This window comes from Janthinobacterium sp. 67 (assembly GCF_002797895.1).
Taxonomy (GTDB): domain Bacteria; phylum Pseudomonadota; class Gammaproteobacteria; order Burkholderiales; family Burkholderiaceae_D; genus Janthinobacterium.
Genome location: NZ_PGES01000001.1, coordinates 5,579,624 through 5,593,472 on the forward strand (window position 1 = coordinate 5,579,624; position 13,849 = coordinate 5,593,472).

Genomic DNA, 13,849 nt, shown 5'->3' on the forward strand with positions numbered 1-13,849 from the left:
TGTCGGTTGGCGCTTCGGCGCAAGGGCGTTAGCTGCCTGGCACCGCTATAACTGGATGCCTAAAAAGGCCACCTGCATTTGCTCCGGCGCCGCAGCGACAATCACCTGATAGGCTGCGCTGACAGCATTGCGCAGCTGGTCGATGTCGGTTGCCGCAACGACCGCAGGGGCTTCGGTAATGTCCCGCAACGCCCGGCGGGCCGTGTGGATGGCCATCACCATGTCGTTGTCACCCTCGTTCAAGGCGTCATAGCCGAGTCCACACAGGCGATTGAGCAATTGCTCTCGCAAGATCCGCGTGGCATTCAAATGCGCCAGGGCTTTGCCCTGAAAGAGGGTGCCGTCCTGGTCGGGACGAACGGCCCACATGGCTGTCTCACGATCCCAGGACTCGTTTTCCTCGGGCGGGCGGCTGCAATCGACCATGCCGGCGGCCAGCGCCTTGTCAATGAATGCCAAGGCTTCGCGCTCAAAAGCACAGACGGCGGATGTGACGGGATCAATCAGATAGCGCATTGTGTTCATCAGTATGTCTCCCGCCAGAATTGAAGTGTCGGAACGGTTAATTGCACGTTGTAGTTCCATTGATAGGTTTCACCTGGCAGAACGATGACGCTTGCCTTGGTGCCGTAGCCGCCGTTTGAATTGGAGATATCGCCGTCGGCATGGACTTCCCCGCCGCTGTCCCTGACGAGCACCATTGCGTGGAACTGACTGTTCGTAAGGTGAATGAAGCCGGCATTGATATGCATCACGCGGCCGGTGCTATTGGTGTAGTTCACGTTGGGTAGGCGACTGGCCGGGGCGACGTTATGGCGCCGCAGATCGCCTGGCGCCTTGCCGGCCAGCGCTTCTTGCAGGCCGGTGATGCGGCTGATGGCCAGTTGCGGAATGCGTGCGGTGGAGAGCATGCCGCTGATGACATCAGCCGCGTCGTGCTGGTGCCCAATTTTCGCGGCGTATTGTTCTACATAGCCCCGCGTCGCCAGCACGATGCTGGGATCAATCTTCAGCTCGATGGCGGCCGTGCTGGCGACGATCAGCACCACACGTACCACTTGCGTGCGCGCGCTGCCTTCGGCCATGACGGGCTTGTAGCTTGGCGGGCAGTTGGCCACCGCGCACAGATCGCCCGCCTCGTCGTAAAGACCGATTTCGCGTATCCACCAGCCGCCCACCTCTTCGGGCAGCACCTGTTCGGCGATGATCTGGCTGGGGTTGGCCGGGTCGATAGCCAACTGGTTCAGGTCGGCCCGGCGCACTTCGCGCACCAGCACCTTTTGCATGCGGTCGGGGATCGGCAAGGCGCCGTTGCCGTCACCCACGCCCATTTTTTTCAGTTTCAGGGTTTGGCCCAGGGCGATGGCATTCGCCAGCTTGGCCTCGCCCACTTGCGTCAGAACGGCAAAATATGTGCTCATGGATAGATGGTCATGGTGTCGATGGTATGGGATGCGCCGCTTTGTAACAGCGTGCCGCGCACTTCGATTTCTTCGGCGATCCACGGATAAACCGTCATCGCATCGCCGTGGTAGGTGGCCAGGCCGATCTGTGCCTGGCCCCGGCTTTCCAGATACAGCGCCAAGCCCGTCAAATGCCGGCTGACGGGCTTGGCGTCGGCGATCAGGCGTTCCATTTCCTGAAACATCGCGTCCGTGATGCCCGTGTCGAGCACGCCCACGTCGAGGCGGAAGGTGCCCGGCACGCCGGGCGGCGTGGTCTGCCACCATTCGGTGATACGGATCAGGTAGCCCAGGGACTCCACTACGCGGCGCACGGCGGCAATGGTGCCCTTGTGCTTGTGGATGAAGTAGGACGCCTTGATCGTGCCGCGCTTGATCGACTCGGGCCAGGCGTCATCCCAGCGGTCGACGGAACAGGCCCAGGCCAGGAAGGGCAGCAAGTTGACCGGGCAGCGGTCGGCATTCCACAGGTCGCGCAGCGGCACGGGCACGTTGACCAGCTCGGCGCAGGCCACGGCAATGGCGCGCTCCAGCTCCGTGGTGTTGGGCGGCAGGGTCGGCACGATGCTATTCATCGAGCACCACCACGTTCAAGTTGATGCCGGTGCAGCGCGCGGCCTGGGTGGCGTCCAGTTCGATATCTGCGGCCGGGCTGGCCAGCACCACCTTGCGCACGCCCTCGACGTGGACGGCGGCGCTGCAGGCGGAACGATAGATGCTGTGGCCCAGCGGGCGGCGCGGCTGCGACACGCGCGCGGCGTTGGCGCGCGCGGCGTCCAGCAGAATCGGCACTTCCGGGCCGACGCCGATAAACAGGGTGGCTTCGATCTGGTAATCGATGACCTGGGCGGCCTGTACCGTGAGGCGGTCGCCCAGGGGACGCACCTCCTCGGCGTTGAGCGCGCGCGCCACGGTGCCCAGCAGCGCGGCATCGGCAATGCCGGTGGCGTTATTGGCCAGCACCGTGACGGTGACGTGCGCCGGCGCCGGGCTGGTGGCGCTCGCGTCCTTGACCTGGCCGTCCGCACTGCGCGCATGGAATTCATACGACGCCTTCGGGCCGGCCACGGACAGGCCGTCCGGCGCTTCCTGGATGCGCAGGCGGTAGGCGTCGTTGTCTTCCATGACGGCGGCCACGGGCGGCAGGGCGTTGGGATTGGCAGGCGTGATGACCAGGCGCGCCACGTTGACGTTGGCGCCCAGCTGATCGAGGTCGCCATCGAGGGCAAACGCCAGCATGACGGCCTTGCCCGCTTCGTTGACACGGTTGCGCAAGATGGTTTCCTGATACGCGTTTTCTTCCAGCAGCTTGGTGGCCGGCTCCGATTCCAGCTCCAACAGGGCCGTGACGGCTTCGCGCTCGGCTTCCGGCAGCAGGCTGACCAGGTGGGCTTTGCGCGTGGCGAGGATGGCTTCGAAGTCCAGCGCTTCCACCACGCTGGGCGCCGGCAATTGGGTCAGGTCGATAGGCGTGCTCATACGACGCCCCTTTGCTTGACGGGTACGGCCAGGGTGATGCCCTGGCCATTCGCCGTGCCGTCCAGCAGCAGCGCGATGGCGCCGTCCGTGTCGCGCGTGAGCTGCACGCTGGCCAGTTGCAGGCGTGGCTCCCAGCGGCGCAGGGCAAAGGCGGTGGCCGCGTAGATGCGCAACTGCGTGGCGCTGTTCAAGGGCTGGTCGATCAGCTCGGGCACTTCGGAACCATAGCGACGGCGCCGGATGCGCGAACCCATGGGCGTGGTGAGAATGTCGGTCACGGACTGGCGCAGGTGGTCCAGGCCCGTCAGGCTGCGCCCGGTGGCGCTGTGCATGCCCATCATGCTTGCGGCCCGCCCGACTGGTCGCCGCCGGCCCGGACGCCGCCGTGCGCATGCTTGGCCAGGCTGATGGCGCCGGCCAGCACGTCCTCGCTGGCTTTGACAGTTCCTTGCACCGCCATGGCCACGCCGCCAGCGGCGCCGGCCTTGGCGTTCACGCCGCCATTCAGCGCGGTGGCACCGTTGACGATCAGGTTTTTCATGACGGTCAGGTCGCCCATGCAAATGGTGCTGGGCGCGTTCGATGTGACCTTGTTGGCCGTGATGGTGGCGGTGCCGCCGGGTAGCACTGCCGTCAGGGCGTGGGCCGCGTGGTCGTACTGCACTACGGCGCCGTCGGGGTAGTGGGTGGTGTGGATGCTGTCGCTGGACTCGGGCGCGTCAAATTCCTGCGAGTACAGGGCCGGCACGATGATGCCGCGTGTCAGGTCGCCGCCAGGGGAAAAGACGATGACCTGTTCGCCGACAGTCGGCGCTGACCAGGTGCGCGTGCTGCCAGCGCGCGGCGTGGCCCATTTCAGCCATTCGGTGGTGAGTGTCGGCCCGAGCCGCACGCGCGCCTTGGCCCCTTTGACCTCGGCAATGGTGCCCAGGCGGATCAGGTTTTGCAGCAAGCGGAGGAGGTCGGACTGGTCGGCGTTCATGCAATGCATGTTGCCGAAGTCCGCGTGCGGATGCACGCGGGGGCGGGTTGATAAGTGGCTTAGCGACTATGGTGCGAGTGTCGCTTTATCAATTCTGCATGTTGTCAGGTGAAGTTCTGCTTAATAAATCGTATCGGTTTTCATAAATCTGGCAATCTCGTACGGGACATTGCAATTGCCTCAGGCGAAAAACTTTGCGGATGGCGGAGAACAACCGCTTCAAAAGCGAAGTCCATCAGATCCATTTCCGCCAGTATGGTAAACCCCATTGAAACCTCTCGTTTGGTTACGATACGCTCAACGGCAGGGATAATTCCATGACGCTTGATCATCTGCCAAGTTCGTGATGCTGGCTGACGTTTACCTTTTCGGGCGGAGAGGCCTTCTTCGTAAGCGTATACCGCCAGAAGGCATTCACGTTCTACGTCGCTGGTAGCTCCGTGCGCATCGGCTCGAATTTGGATAGCGCGCTTGCGAGCTTGATCAGCCAAGTGTGGAGCGCCTCGGGCCCGTGCATTTACACCAAATGAATCGCAATCTTCCACCGTGACAAATTTGGCTATTTTCGGGTCCATGACGGAACCTCGCTTTAGTTAGGTTATGGGGTGTTCAAGAGAGTAATCGTAGGACTTTTCATATGGCTTGAGTCATTCTACGCCGTTTTTTGTAACCTTTTACCTCTGCTGGGCTGCGGCTTTTGGCCTGAAAGACCACAGTTCCTCGAAACCAACCTTGGATGAAGAATAAATCAGCTCATCTCAGAACTTTTCCAAGTGACGCAGCAAGGATTCGCGGATTAACGTCCGATCCGTTTCACTTAACCCCAATAGCGGTCGGGCGGGGTAGCTGTATTTCGGTCCCTTCTTGGTGACGTTGTCTGTCAGACCCTCATGATGCACCCGTGCGACGTGCATCACTTTGCCCACGAAGCCGATAGTCAACTGGCCAGGATCGGCGTGCACCTTGAGGTATTTCGCGGTGCGTATCTTGTTGAACATGGCCGCCTTTTGCCGCTTGATCCGTCCATTCTTCCCTTTGAGTTCCTTGCGCCGCTTACGCGCCGGGTAGGCAGTGCCATCCGGCCCCTGCTGCGCCTTGATGCGCTGCGCCTGGCTGCGGCGCAGGTCGATGGCCACCTTGTGATTGATGGCGCGGCGCTGGGCTGGCTGCAGCTTGACCAGCAGGGCGCCGGCCCAGGCTTCCAGTGCGTGCAGATCGTCGCTCATGGCGTTGCCTCGGGCGTGCGCCATTCGGCCAGAAGGGTTTCACCGTCATACAGTTTCCAGAACTCGTCCGCGTAGGCCGGCATATGCTGTATCTCGGCCAGATGCTTGATGTCCAGGCGGCCCGCCTCGCCTGCCTTGACTGCCACGCGCTCGGTCAGGTCCAGCTTGATGGAAATGTCGACCGTTTCGTGGTTGTTAAAATCCACCTCGAAGGCGATACCGTGCTTGCGGGTTTCCTCGTTGGCCATCAGGTCGAGCTGGTGGACTTTGAGCCAGGCGATCAGGGCCACCATGATGGCGTCGGCGTCGCCCGCGTAGTCGGTGACGATCAGGTTGAGCTTGAAGCGGTATTCGAAGGAGAGCGAGGCGGTGGCACTGGCCACCACATTGCCCTCATCGGCGAAGACCAGCAGGCGGTCGGGGTCGCGCTGCAGGTCGGGGATGGCGGCGGCCAAGTGCTGGCGCAGGCTATTCGGTTTGTACATGGTAGGTGTCTCGTACTAGGTTGTAGGCGTCGATGCAGGCGTTCAGCTGGCGGGTGGCGTCGTCGCCGTCGCCGGCAATGGCGTCAAGAGCTGCCGCAGTCGCTGGGTCAAGTTCGGCGCGCGCTTCACGCCGATGGCCTGCGGCAGCGGTGGTATCTGCGCTTGCGGTGCACTGGCCGCTGGCAACGGGGATTGACAGGCGCACAGCGCCGCTGCGCACATCAAGGCTGAAACGGTTGCGCTCGGTTTTCGCATGGGTTTGCTCCTGGGTGAGGTGGTCGGCGCGCAGCGCCAGGGCGGCGCCGGCGGCGCGCTCCAAGGTGAGCACGCGGGCGGTGGCCTGGGCCAGTTCGGTGGCGGCGGTGGCTGTTTGGATAGCGGCCGCCCGCTGCAGTTCGGCGATGCTGGCATCCTTGCGCCAGCCCTGCGTCGTCCAGCCCGCGATGGCGCCGCACAGCAGGCAGGCAGCCAGCGGGCGCCAGGTGGTTGCCGTCACATGACCACCCGTTCCTTGATCCAGCCGAACAGAAAACGGCGCTGGCTCTTGTTGGACTCGGTGATGTCCAGGTAGCGCGCCGCCTGCAGGCCGTTCAAGGCGCGCAGCAGCACGGCGGCGCCGTCCTGGCCGCGCCATGTCAGGAAGGCGGCCAGTGCCCCTAGCGACTGCGCGCCCAGGCGACCGTCGACGAACAGGGCGGGATAGCGGGCGCCCGTGTCGTTGAAACCGTTCAGCCAGCGCTGCAGGAACTCGGCCGCGCGGTGCGGCCCCATGTTCACGCCCGTGTCGATGACCTCGGCGCCAATGCCGGCATGAATGGCCAGCACCTGGTCGAACTTCGGTTCCGTGATGTAGCGCGCCGTGTAGATGGCGCGCGCCACAGCCACGGGCAGGTCGCGCATCGGGCCTTGATAGCCGTTGGCGCGCGCCACGGCCACGGTGATGCCGAAGTTGGTTTCGCCGCCCTTGTCTTGCGGGTCGTTCACATAGCCGCCTTCGGCGCGCAAGATGGCGTCGATCACGCGCGCGATCAAAGGGTTGTTGGTGGTGGCCATCAGTGTTCCTTCGCGTCTTTGACCAGCTCGGCGATGTCCTTGTCGCTGCGGCGCTGGAACCACAGGGCCACGGCGCGCGATACCCACCAGCCCGGCGCGCCCACGATCAAGTCGATGGCCGAGGCGTTGACCATGGCGCCGATGGTCGGGAGCTGGGCGCACAGCAGCTGGTACACCGTGCCGCCCAGCAGACACGAGAAGACGCCCGCGCAAGCCAGGCGGGCGACGAATTCGCCCTTGTTGAAGGTGCCGTCGCTGTTCAACGGCGGCAGGACGATGTACAGCATGGCGGCGCCGACCATGCCCAGCGCCGCCTTGAAGCCGTACAGTTTGACCAGGGTGGCGAAACCACCAAACGATTCTGCGGACATTGCTTGATTCTCCGGGGTGAGGATAGATAGATTTTTCATGATGGATAAAAGGGTGAATGCCAGGATCAGTCCCATAGCTGCACAAGATCGGCGGCGGCCACCTGGCCCGTGCTGGGCGCCGGCTCGGACAGGGTAACGACCAGGCCGGCCGGCAGCACGGCGCCGTGGCGCGCCAGCGCGGGATTCATTTCCAGGGTTTGCTCGACGTATCCCGCGCCGTCGCCCAGGTAGCGCCACACCAGGGCGTCCACCGTGTCGTGCTGCTGCGTGCGCACCTGCATCAGATGAGTTCCACGGTGAGGTGCGTGCGGCCGACGATATCGGCAATCGCCCATTGCGCATTGCGCCGCTGCGCGCCGGGCGCCTCGTCCAGCCACTCCATGCTTTTCTTGTCGCTCACGGACGTGGCCGTGCTGTCGTAGTCGCGGTAACGCTCGATCAGATCGGCTTTCGCCGTGCTGTAGACGGCACGCCGGTACTGCGCCAGCAGGCGGGACTCGCGGTTGATCTTGGTTGCGGGAAGGTCCCCCAATGCAAGGAATCCGGCAGCGGCCTGCTTGCCCTGCCAGTCGGCCAGTTCGCGGTTGACCTGCAGGATGGCATCGACCACGGCTTGCACCAGGCGCGCGTCGGTGACGGTTCCATCCAGGCGCATGGCGTCGCGCATATCGGTGAGCAGGATGTCGGGAAACCAGCCGTCGTTCTCGATGACGCCAGGGACAGACGCTGGCGGCGCCGGCGTGCTGCCGGGATGGATGGACGGGGGCAGGGCCATGAAGGACATACGGGACGCTTTCAATAATAGGGCGGTGGACGGGGTTCATCAGGTCAACATCGTTGCCAATGCGTTGGCCAGAATCCCCCCGTGCCGCCGTGCTGCGGGGGATGCTCTTTACGTGGAACCGGCCGCGCGCTTGAGGCGCCTTTCCAGCCGTTCCATATCTTTCTTGACGCCGCATGACTCGGACAGGGCGCGGGCACGTTTCAACTGGCCCATGGCCGTTTCCGCCTGTGCTACCAGTTCCGGGGCGATGTCCGTGTCGTCCGCCTGATCGAGCACAGCGATCATGGCCAGGCCGATGGCCTTGTGCAGCTTGGCGCGGGCCTGATCGGGCGCATCGCTGGCGGCCGTCAGTTGTTCCACCTGGCCCAGCACCTGCGCCGCGTGCTGCGGATCGGCGGCGAGCTTGCCGTGCAGGAAGCCCTCGGCAAACTCGTCCAGCATCAGGGTGGCGATGTCGCGGCTGTAGGTGTCGGGCAAGGTGAACTTGTGTGCCAGCGCGTATTCAGCCATGACCAGGGCGCGCGCGTATTCGCCCGTGTCGATGTGCCACACCAGCAGGGTGGCGAACACGTCATCCTGGGCGCCCTTGCCGCCGGCCAGCACGCCGTCGATCCATTGCGCGTAATCCGGCAGCAAGGTGGCCTTGACCTCGATCTTGCGTTCGACGGACTGGATAGCCTTCAGTCGGCGCCGGTCGTCGGACAGCTTGTAGAGCATCAGCTCGTAGGCCGTGCCGGTGGTGACGCCCTGCGGCGGTGCGGCGCCGGCCGTGCGCTCGGCCAGCATGCGCGCGCGGTGGCGCAGGGCGGGGGACTGGTTGGCCATTATTTGTCTTTCAGCTCGATGTTTTCCACCAGCGCGGCCAGGCCCAGGTCTTCAATCACGTAGGCGTCGTTGGACGACTCGTAATTCTCGATGCGGTCGCGCTTGGGCACGTCCTCTACGCGGCGGCGGCGCGCGCCTTCCTGGAAGTAGATCGACAGATTGTCGAAACGGGTAATCAGGATGGCGTTATCGGGGAAGAAGGGCACGCGCGCCGCTGGCAAGCCGCCGATGCGCTTCTGGCTGATGATGATGTCGGCCGCCAGGGTTTCCGTGGGCGCCTGCTTGGTGTTGACCAACGGGAAATACTTGTCGTTCAACAGCTTGCGCCCGACGATGGCCACCAGATTGGTGTCTTCCTGATACCACGGGTCCAGCAGGTTGACGGCATCGGTGACGGCCGCGTCGAGGTTGGCATAGTCGGCGCCGTCCACGTCGCCGATGATGACCTTGCCCGGCATGCCGTTGGCGACCAGGCCCAGCACGCGCTCGGGCGCCAGCTCGCGCAGGTGCTGCAGCCAGCCTTTATTGACGTCCTGCAACAGCGGGTTGGCGTCCAGATCGGTGTCGGCCATGGCTTTCACGCCGTTGAAACCGATGACGATGCGGTCCAGCGCCTGGCGCGTCAGGATGGCATTGGCCACGCGCGATTGGAAGTCAGGGAACTTGGCCCAGGCGTCGAGCTTGGCATAGTTCAAATGCGTGTCGAAGTTGGTCTGTTCGCAGCGGTACTTGGTGCCGTCCAGGGTGGACAGGTCGCGCGTCTTGCGCTCCTTGTCCTTGGTGTTGGTGCGGCCGGCAATCGGGCCGGACACGCCCAGGCCCAGCTTTTCGCCTTCCTGCTCGCCCACGCCGATGATGTTCACCTTCGACAGGAACTCGCTCGATTCCTGCATCTTGTTTTCCAGCTTTTGCTGCACGCTGGGCGTGACGCTGAAGGTCTTGGCCACGTTGTCCGTGTCGTTCAGTTGGCCCAGGCGGGTTTCGTATTGGCCAAAGACCTGGCGCGTTTGCTTTTTCATAAATCAGTGCTCCGTTGTTGAATGTGGTAGGTGGATGGCGCGGGCGTTTAAAACTCGGTCTGCACGGCGCCGTCGTTGCCGGTGGCGGCCGGGCGGCGCGGACCGTTGCCAGGGGCTTCGTCCATCTGCGCCTTGAAGGTGGCCAGCTCGTCCTGCGTCGCTTTCTGCGCTTTTTCCGCGGCATCGAGCCGCTTGAGGGTGTCGGCGTAGTTGTCGTTGACGGTGACGACGTGGCCAGCCAGCGCCTCGACGGCCTCGCTGATGTCGGCGAACTGCGCCGCGTCGGTGCCGGATTTATTGGAAAAGCGCGACAGCAGGTTTTTCACGGCGTCGGCCAGCTTGGTGCCCTGCGGCTCCTCAAATTCCAGCGTCACCTCGATGGCGGAGGTGAACAGGTTGTCGGTTTGCTGCTTGCGGCCGGCGGAGAATTTCAGCGCCTCGGTGCCCAGGCTGGCCGGGCTGTCGGTGACGCCCAGGCCGACCAGGTAGGGCTGCGACGAGTCGGCAAAGTCGGGCTGAATTTCCAGGCTGGTGTACAGCTTCTGTTTCGCCTTGTTGATGGCCACCAGTTCCGGCGTGGGTTCGATCTGCGCGAACAGAGCCAGTTTTTTCCCGCTGTCCGTGTCCACTTCCTCGGCCTTCACGGCGATCACGTCGCCGTAGGCCTTGAACTGGCTGTCGGGCAGGATGCCGCGAATGTGTTCGAGCCAGATGCGCGCGCCGTAAGTTTTCGGGTTGTAGGTGGCGGCGATTTGCTCGATGGTGGCGCGGTCGATGTTGCGGCCGTCGGTGGTGGCGCCTTCGGTGGCGACGCGGAAGAATTGGGATTTAGGCATGGTGGCGTGTCTCGGTTGATCGGATAACGCCATGGTCAACGTCTTGGCGCTACGATTCAATGCGGCGCGGGTTGCTATGGGCCATAGCGACTTTTGCCTTTCCCCGCTCCGCGCGCGCGCGGCCTACGCTGGCGGCATGTTAGGAATCCATCAAACCCCTGAAGAAAAAATCGCCGAACTGGCCGTGCCCGAATCCGAGCCGCGCCGTGCCGCGCGCGCCCTGTACTGGAAGGGCTGGCGCATTTCGTCCATCGCCCGCCACCTCGAAATCAAGCGCAGCACCATCAATAGCTGGAAGCTGCGCGACGAGTGGGACAAGGCGCAGGCCATCGAGCACGTCGAGGCAGCAGCCGAGCTGCGCCTGGTGAAACTGATCGAAAAAGAGGTCAAGAGCGGCAGCGACTACAAAGAAATCGATCTGCTGATGCGCGCTATCGTGCAGGCGGCGCGCGTGCGCCGCTATGAGCAGCCGGGCGGCAACGAGGTCGATCTCAACCCGAAGCTGGCGAACCGCAACGCCGGGCCGAAGAAGAAGCCGATGCGCAACGACTTCAGCGAAGAACAGAAAATCCAGCTGCTCGACGCCTTCCAGGACTCGCTGTTCGATTACCAGAAAGTTTGGTATCGCAACGGCGACCAGCGCACACGCGCCATCCTTAAATCGCGCCAGATTGGCGCCACCTGGTATTTCGCGCGCGAAGCGCTGGCCGACGCCATGGCCACGGGCCGCAATCAAATCTTCCTGTCCGCGTCGAAGTCGCAGGCGCATGTCTTTAAGCAATACATCGTGCAATTCGCGCGCGAGGCGGCCGGCATCGAGCTGACGGGCGACCCCATCGTGTTGCCGAACGGCGCGCATCTGTATTTCCTGGGCACCAATGCGCGCACGGCGCAGGGCTACCACGGCAATTTCTACTTCGATGAATTTTTCTGGACGCAGAACTTCCAGGAGCTGAACAAGGTGGCCTCGGGCATGGCCATCCACAAGAAGTGGCGCAAGACCTACTTTTCAACGCCATCCTCGACCACGCACCAGGCTTACCCGTTCTGGACTGGCGAGCTGTTCAACAAGCGCCGCGCCAAGGCGGATCAGGTCAATATCGACGTGAGCCATGGCCGCCTGTCGTCGGGTTTTACGGGCGAGGACAAGATCTGGCGCCAGATCGTCACCATCCTGGATGCCGAGCGCGGCGGCTGCAACCTGTTCGACATCGACGAGCTGCGCAACTTCGAATACAGCCCGGACCAGTTCGATAACCTGCTGATGTGCAATTTCATCGACGACTCGGCCTCGGTCTTCCCCCTGGCCGAGCTGCAGCGCTGCATGGTCGATTCCTGGGTGGAATGGGACGACTACAAGCCCTTGCTGGGTCTGCGCCCGTTCGGCAACCGGCCCGTGTGGATCGGCTATGACCCGGCCTTGAACGGCGACAGCGCCGGCTGCGTGGTGCTGGCCCCGCCCATGACGGCCGGCGGCAAGTTCCGCATCCTGGAGCGCCACCAGTGGCGCGGGCAAAGCTTCGAGGATCACGCCGACGCCATCCGTCAGATGACCGGCCGCTACAACGTCGAATACATCGGCATCGATACCACGGGCATGGGCATCGGCGTGCTGCCCATCGTGCGCGGCTTCTTCCCTGCTGTGACGGCCCTGAATTACTCGCCCGAAGTCAAAACCCGCATGGTCTTGAAGGCCAAAAACATCATCAGCAAGGGCCGGCTGGAGTTTGACGCCGGCTGGACCGACATCGCGCAGTCCTTCATGGCCATCCACAAAGCCCTCACCCCAAGCGGGCGGCACGTGACCTATGTCGCTGGCCGCAGCGACGAAACCGGCCACGCCGATCTGGCGTGGGCCTGCATGCACGCCCTCGATCACGAGCCCTTCGAAGGCACCACCGATAACCACCACTCTTTCATGGAGATTTATTCTTGAGCAAAGCACGACACTTGCGCGCGCACGGCCAGCAGGCCCAGGGCGCACCATCAACAGCGGCCATGGCCACGGCGCCGGCCGCCGCCGGCATCGAGGCGTTTTCGTTCGGCGACCCCACGCCCGTGCTCGAGCACGCCGATATCCTCGACTGCTTCGAATGCTGGAAGAACGGCCACTGGTATGAACCGCCCGTCAACCTGGCGGGCCTGGCCAAGTCCTTCAACGCGGGCGTGCACCACAGCAGCGCCATCCACTTCAAGGCCAACGTGCTGGCGTCCACCCTGATTCCCAGCAAGTATTTGTCACGCGACGCCTTCAAGCGCATGGCCCTGGACTTCCTGACGTTCGGCAATGCCTACCTGGAAGACCGGCCCAGCCGCAGCGGCAAGGCGCTAAGCTATCAGCACGCCCTGGCCAAGTACATGCGGCGCGGCGTCGATCTGGATACCTATTATTTCGTGAACGGCTACCAGGCCGTGCACCAGTTCGACAAGGGCCGCGTGTTTCACGTGATGGAGCCGGACGTGAACCAGGAGCTGTATGGCGTGCCGCAGTACCTGAGCGCCCTGCAATCGGCCTGGCTCAACGAGGCGGCTACTTTGTTCCGTCGCAAGTACTACAAGAACGGCTCGCACGCCGGTTTCGTGTTCTACATGACCGACGCCGCGGCGAACACGCAGGACGTGGACAACCTGCGCCAGGCCATGCGTGACAGCAAGGGGCCGGGCAACTTCCGCAACCTGTTCATGTACGCGCCCAACGGCAAGAAGGACGGCATCCAGATTCTGCCGGTGTCGGACGTGGCCGCCAAGGACGAGTTTTTCAACATCAAGAGCGTCACGCGCGACGACCAGCTGGCCGCGCACCGCGTGCCGCCCCAACTGATGGGCATCCTGCCGAACAATGCCGGCGGCTTCGGCGCCGTCGAGCCTGCCGCGCGCGTCTTCGCGCGCAATGAACTGGTGCCGCTGCAGGCGCAGTTCATGGCGATCAACGAGTGGGCCGGCGTGGAAGTGGTGCGCTTCGCCCCGTATGACCTGGGCCTGGGCAAGGAGAGCGCGCAATGAGCGACCACGTGGACAATACCGACAAGATCATCTTCGCCGAGGTGGCGCGCGGCCTTGCCGCCGTGCGGCGCCGGCCGGGCCTGGTGGCGCACGGCTGCTGCCACTACTGCGACGAGCCGCTGGCGCCCGCGTTGCTGTTCTGCGATGTGGACTGCCGCGACGATTACGAGAAGGAGCTGGCGGCCAAGACCCGTGCCGGTCGCACAGGATGACCGACACGCCGCGCTAGCTGGCAGGGCAGGGGCGCGACAGCCCAGCCGCGCCAGAGCGCCCCAGCCACCGCACAAGCCGCCCATGAGGCGGCTTTTTCACGTCCCGCCGAA

20 protein-coding genes are annotated in these 13,849 nt (G+C 63.7%); 3 read left to right on the forward strand and 17 right to left on the reverse strand.

The genetic code is table 11. From position 1 onward, the window contains the following. Positions 1-45: 45 nt before the first annotated feature. The 17 genes from CLU90_RS25050 to CLU90_RS25125 all read right to left on the reverse strand — a co-directional run bounded on the left by CLU90_RS25050 (position 46) and on the right by CLU90_RS25125 (position 10,523). The gene (locus CLU90_RS25050; RefSeq protein WP_139178466.1) at positions 46-525 is read right to left on the reverse strand and encodes a hypothetical protein; all 480 of its coding nucleotides are present in this window, start codon (positions 523-525) and stop codon (positions 46-48) included. Next, on the reverse strand, positions 525-1,421 hold the full coding sequence (locus CLU90_RS25055; protein ID WP_100429097.1) for a phage tail protein: 897 nt from the start codon (positions 1,419-1,421) through the stop codon (positions 525-527). Before CLU90_RS25055 ends, CLU90_RS25050 begins: the two co-directional genes overlap by 1 nt. Next, the gene (locus tag CLU90_RS25060) at positions 1,418-2,038 is read right to left on the reverse strand and encodes a phage tail protein I (protein ID WP_198511263.1); all 621 of its coding nucleotides are present in this window, start codon (positions 2,036-2,038) and stop codon (positions 1,418-1,420) included. Before CLU90_RS25060 ends, CLU90_RS25055 begins: the two co-directional genes overlap by 4 nt. Next, positions 2,031-2,942: a baseplate assembly protein gene (locus CLU90_RS25065; protein WP_100429098.1), complete on the reverse strand. Its 912-nt coding sequence runs from the start codon at positions 2,940-2,942 to the stop codon at positions 2,031-2,033. Before CLU90_RS25065 ends, CLU90_RS25060 begins: the two co-directional genes overlap by 8 nt. Continuing rightward, positions 2,939-3,274: a GPW/gp25 family protein gene (locus CLU90_RS25070; RefSeq protein WP_442906711.1), complete on the reverse strand. Its 336-nt coding sequence runs from the start codon at positions 3,272-3,274 to the stop codon at positions 2,939-2,941. Before CLU90_RS25070 ends, CLU90_RS25065 begins: the two co-directional genes overlap by 4 nt. A gap of 5 nt (positions 3,275-3,279) precedes the next feature. Further along, positions 3,280-3,933, reverse strand: a complete 654-nt coding sequence (locus tag CLU90_RS25075) for a phage baseplate assembly protein V (RefSeq protein WP_232731327.1) — start codon at positions 3,931-3,933, stop codon at positions 3,280-3,282. A 131-nt stretch (positions 3,934-4,064) separates the two neighbouring features. Further along, entirely contained in the window at positions 4,065-4,499 is a 435-nt protein-coding gene (locus tag CLU90_RS29500) for a hypothetical protein (RefSeq protein ID WP_157808898.1), read from the reverse strand. 183 nt (positions 4,500-4,682) lie between these two features. Then, entirely contained in the window at positions 4,683-5,150 is a 468-nt protein-coding gene (locus CLU90_RS25080) for a phage virion morphogenesis protein (protein ID WP_100429101.1), read from the reverse strand. After that, positions 5,147-5,635, reverse strand: coding sequence for a phage tail protein (locus CLU90_RS25085; RefSeq protein ID WP_070301026.1), 489 nt, complete (start codon positions 5,633-5,635; stop codon positions 5,147-5,149). Before CLU90_RS25085 ends, CLU90_RS25080 begins: the two co-directional genes overlap by 4 nt. After that, the gene (locus CLU90_RS25090; protein ID WP_232731328.1) at positions 5,619-6,131 is read right to left on the reverse strand and encodes a lysis system i-spanin subunit Rz; all 513 of its coding nucleotides are present in this window, start codon (positions 6,129-6,131) and stop codon (positions 5,619-5,621) included. Before CLU90_RS25090 ends, CLU90_RS25085 begins: the two co-directional genes overlap by 17 nt. Further along, a complete protein-coding gene (locus CLU90_RS25095; RefSeq protein WP_100429102.1) occupies positions 6,128-6,688 on the reverse strand; it encodes a glycoside hydrolase family 108 protein in 561 nt (186 codons plus the stop codon). The genes CLU90_RS25090 and CLU90_RS25095 overlap by 4 nt, the downstream gene beginning before the upstream one ends. After that, positions 6,688-7,059 carry a hypothetical protein gene (locus CLU90_RS25100; RefSeq protein ID WP_100429103.1) on the reverse strand — a complete coding sequence of 124 codons (372 nt, stop codon included), beginning with the start codon at positions 7,057-7,059 and terminating at the stop codon, positions 6,688-6,690. The genes CLU90_RS25095 and CLU90_RS25100 overlap by 1 nt, the downstream gene beginning before the upstream one ends. A gap of 65 nt (positions 7,060-7,124) precedes the next feature. Further along, positions 7,125-7,340 (reverse strand): tail protein X, encoded by a 216-nt coding sequence (locus tag CLU90_RS25105; protein WP_100429104.1) that lies wholly within the window; start codon positions 7,338-7,340, stop codon positions 7,125-7,127. Further along, positions 7,340-7,843 carry a head completion/stabilization protein gene (locus CLU90_RS25110; RefSeq protein ID WP_100429105.1) on the reverse strand — a complete coding sequence of 168 codons (504 nt, stop codon included), beginning with the start codon at positions 7,841-7,843 and terminating at the stop codon, positions 7,340-7,342. The genes CLU90_RS25105 and CLU90_RS25110 overlap by 1 nt, the downstream gene beginning before the upstream one ends. 108 nt (positions 7,844-7,951) lie before the next feature. Then, the gene (gpM, locus tag CLU90_RS25115) at positions 7,952-8,668 is read right to left on the reverse strand and encodes a phage terminase small subunit (protein WP_100429106.1); all 717 of its coding nucleotides are present in this window, start codon (positions 8,666-8,668) and stop codon (positions 7,952-7,954) included. Beyond that, a complete protein-coding gene (locus CLU90_RS25120; RefSeq protein ID WP_100429107.1) occupies positions 8,668-9,687 on the reverse strand; it encodes a phage major capsid protein, P2 family in 1,020 nt (339 codons plus the stop codon). The genes gpM and CLU90_RS25120 overlap by 1 nt, the downstream gene beginning before the upstream one ends. Positions 9,688-9,734: 47 nt before the next feature. Continuing rightward, a complete protein-coding gene (locus CLU90_RS25125) occupies positions 9,735-10,523 on the reverse strand; it encodes a GPO family capsid scaffolding protein (protein ID WP_198511264.1) in 789 nt (262 codons plus the stop codon). Positions 10,524-10,659: 136 nt separating this feature from the next. On the opposite strand from CLU90_RS25125, the gene CLU90_RS25130 reads away from it, so the two are divergent. From CLU90_RS25130 to CLU90_RS25140, 3 genes are all read left to right on the forward strand, one after another. Continuing rightward, complete coding sequence (locus tag CLU90_RS25130; RefSeq protein ID WP_100429565.1) at positions 10,660-12,459, forward strand: terminase ATPase subunit family protein; 1,800 nt, start codon at positions 10,660-10,662, stop codon at positions 12,457-12,459. Between the two features lie 62 nt (positions 12,460-12,521). After that, positions 12,522-13,526 carry a phage portal protein gene (locus CLU90_RS25135; RefSeq protein ID WP_100429564.1) on the forward strand — a complete coding sequence of 335 codons (1,005 nt, stop codon included), beginning with the start codon at positions 12,522-12,524 and terminating at the stop codon, positions 13,524-13,526. Next, a complete protein-coding gene (locus CLU90_RS25140) occupies positions 13,523-13,738 on the forward strand; it encodes a hypothetical protein (protein ID WP_100429109.1) in 216 nt (71 codons plus the stop codon). Before CLU90_RS25135 ends, CLU90_RS25140 begins: the two co-directional genes overlap by 4 nt. Positions 13,739-13,849: the final 111 nt, after the last annotated feature.

Coding starts and splice junctions, on each gene's coding strand:
- CLU90_RS25055 (WP_100429097.1), bottom strand. CDS start 1,421: ATGAGCACATATTTTGCCGTTCTGACGCAAGTGGGCGAGGCCAAGCTG.
- CLU90_RS29500 (WP_157808898.1), bottom strand. CDS start 4,499: ATGGACCCGAAAATAGCCAAATTTGTCACGGTGGAAGATTGCGATTCA.
- CLU90_RS25075 (WP_232731327.1), bottom strand. CDS start 3,933: ATGCATTGCATGAACGCCGACCAGTCCGACCTCCTCCGCTTGCTGCAA.
- CLU90_RS25050 (WP_139178466.1), bottom strand. CDS start 525: ATGAACACAATGCGCTATCTGATTGATCCCGTCACATCCGCCGTCTGT.
- CLU90_RS25140 (WP_100429109.1), top strand. CDS start 13,523: ATGAGCGACCACGTGGACAATACCGACAAGATCATCTTCGCCGAGGTG.
- CLU90_RS25105 (WP_100429104.1), bottom strand. CDS start 7,340: ATGCAGGTGCGCACGCAGCAGCACGACACGGTGGACGCCCTGGTGTGG.
- CLU90_RS25085 (WP_070301026.1), bottom strand. CDS start 5,635: ATGTACAAACCGAATAGCCTGCGCCAGCACTTGGCCGCCGCCATCCCC.
- CLU90_RS25120 (WP_100429107.1), bottom strand. CDS start 9,687: ATGAAAAAGCAAACGCGCCAGGTCTTTGGCCAATACGAAACCCGCCTG.
- CLU90_RS25060 (WP_198511263.1), bottom strand. CDS start 2,038: ATGAATAGCATCGTGCCGACCCTGCCGCCCAACACCACGGAGCTGGAG.
- CLU90_RS25080 (WP_100429101.1), bottom strand. CDS start 5,150: ATGAGCGACGATCTGCACGCACTGGAAGCCTGGGCCGGCGCCCTGCTG.
- CLU90_RS25095 (WP_100429102.1), bottom strand. CDS start 6,688: ATGGCCACCACCAACAACCCTTTGATCGCGCGCGTGATCGACGCCATC.
- CLU90_RS25135 (WP_100429564.1), top strand. CDS start 12,522: ATGGCCACGGCGCCGGCCGCCGCCGGCATCGAGGCGTTTTCGTTCGGC.
- CLU90_RS25130 (WP_100429565.1), top strand. CDS start 10,660: ATGTTAGGAATCCATCAAACCCCTGAAGAAAAAATCGCCGAACTGGCC.
- CLU90_RS25110 (WP_100429105.1), bottom strand. CDS start 7,843: ATGTCCTTCATGGCCCTGCCCCCGTCCATCCATCCCGGCAGCACGCCG.
- CLU90_RS25070 (WP_442906711.1), bottom strand. CDS start 3,274: ATGCACAGCGCCACCGGGCGCAGCCTGACGGGCCTGGACCACCTGCGC.
- CLU90_RS25065 (WP_100429098.1), bottom strand. CDS start 2,942: ATGAGCACGCCTATCGACCTGACCCAATTGCCGGCGCCCAGCGTGGTG.
- CLU90_RS25100 (WP_100429103.1), bottom strand. CDS start 7,059: ATGTCCGCAGAATCGTTTGGTGGTTTCGCCACCCTGGTCAAACTGTAC.
- CLU90_RS25125 (WP_198511264.1), bottom strand. CDS start 10,523: ATGCCTAAATCCCAATTCTTCCGCGTCGCCACCGAAGGCGCCACCACC.
- gpM (WP_100429106.1), bottom strand. CDS start 8,668: ATGGCCAACCAGTCCCCCGCCCTGCGCCACCGCGCGCGCATGCTGGCC.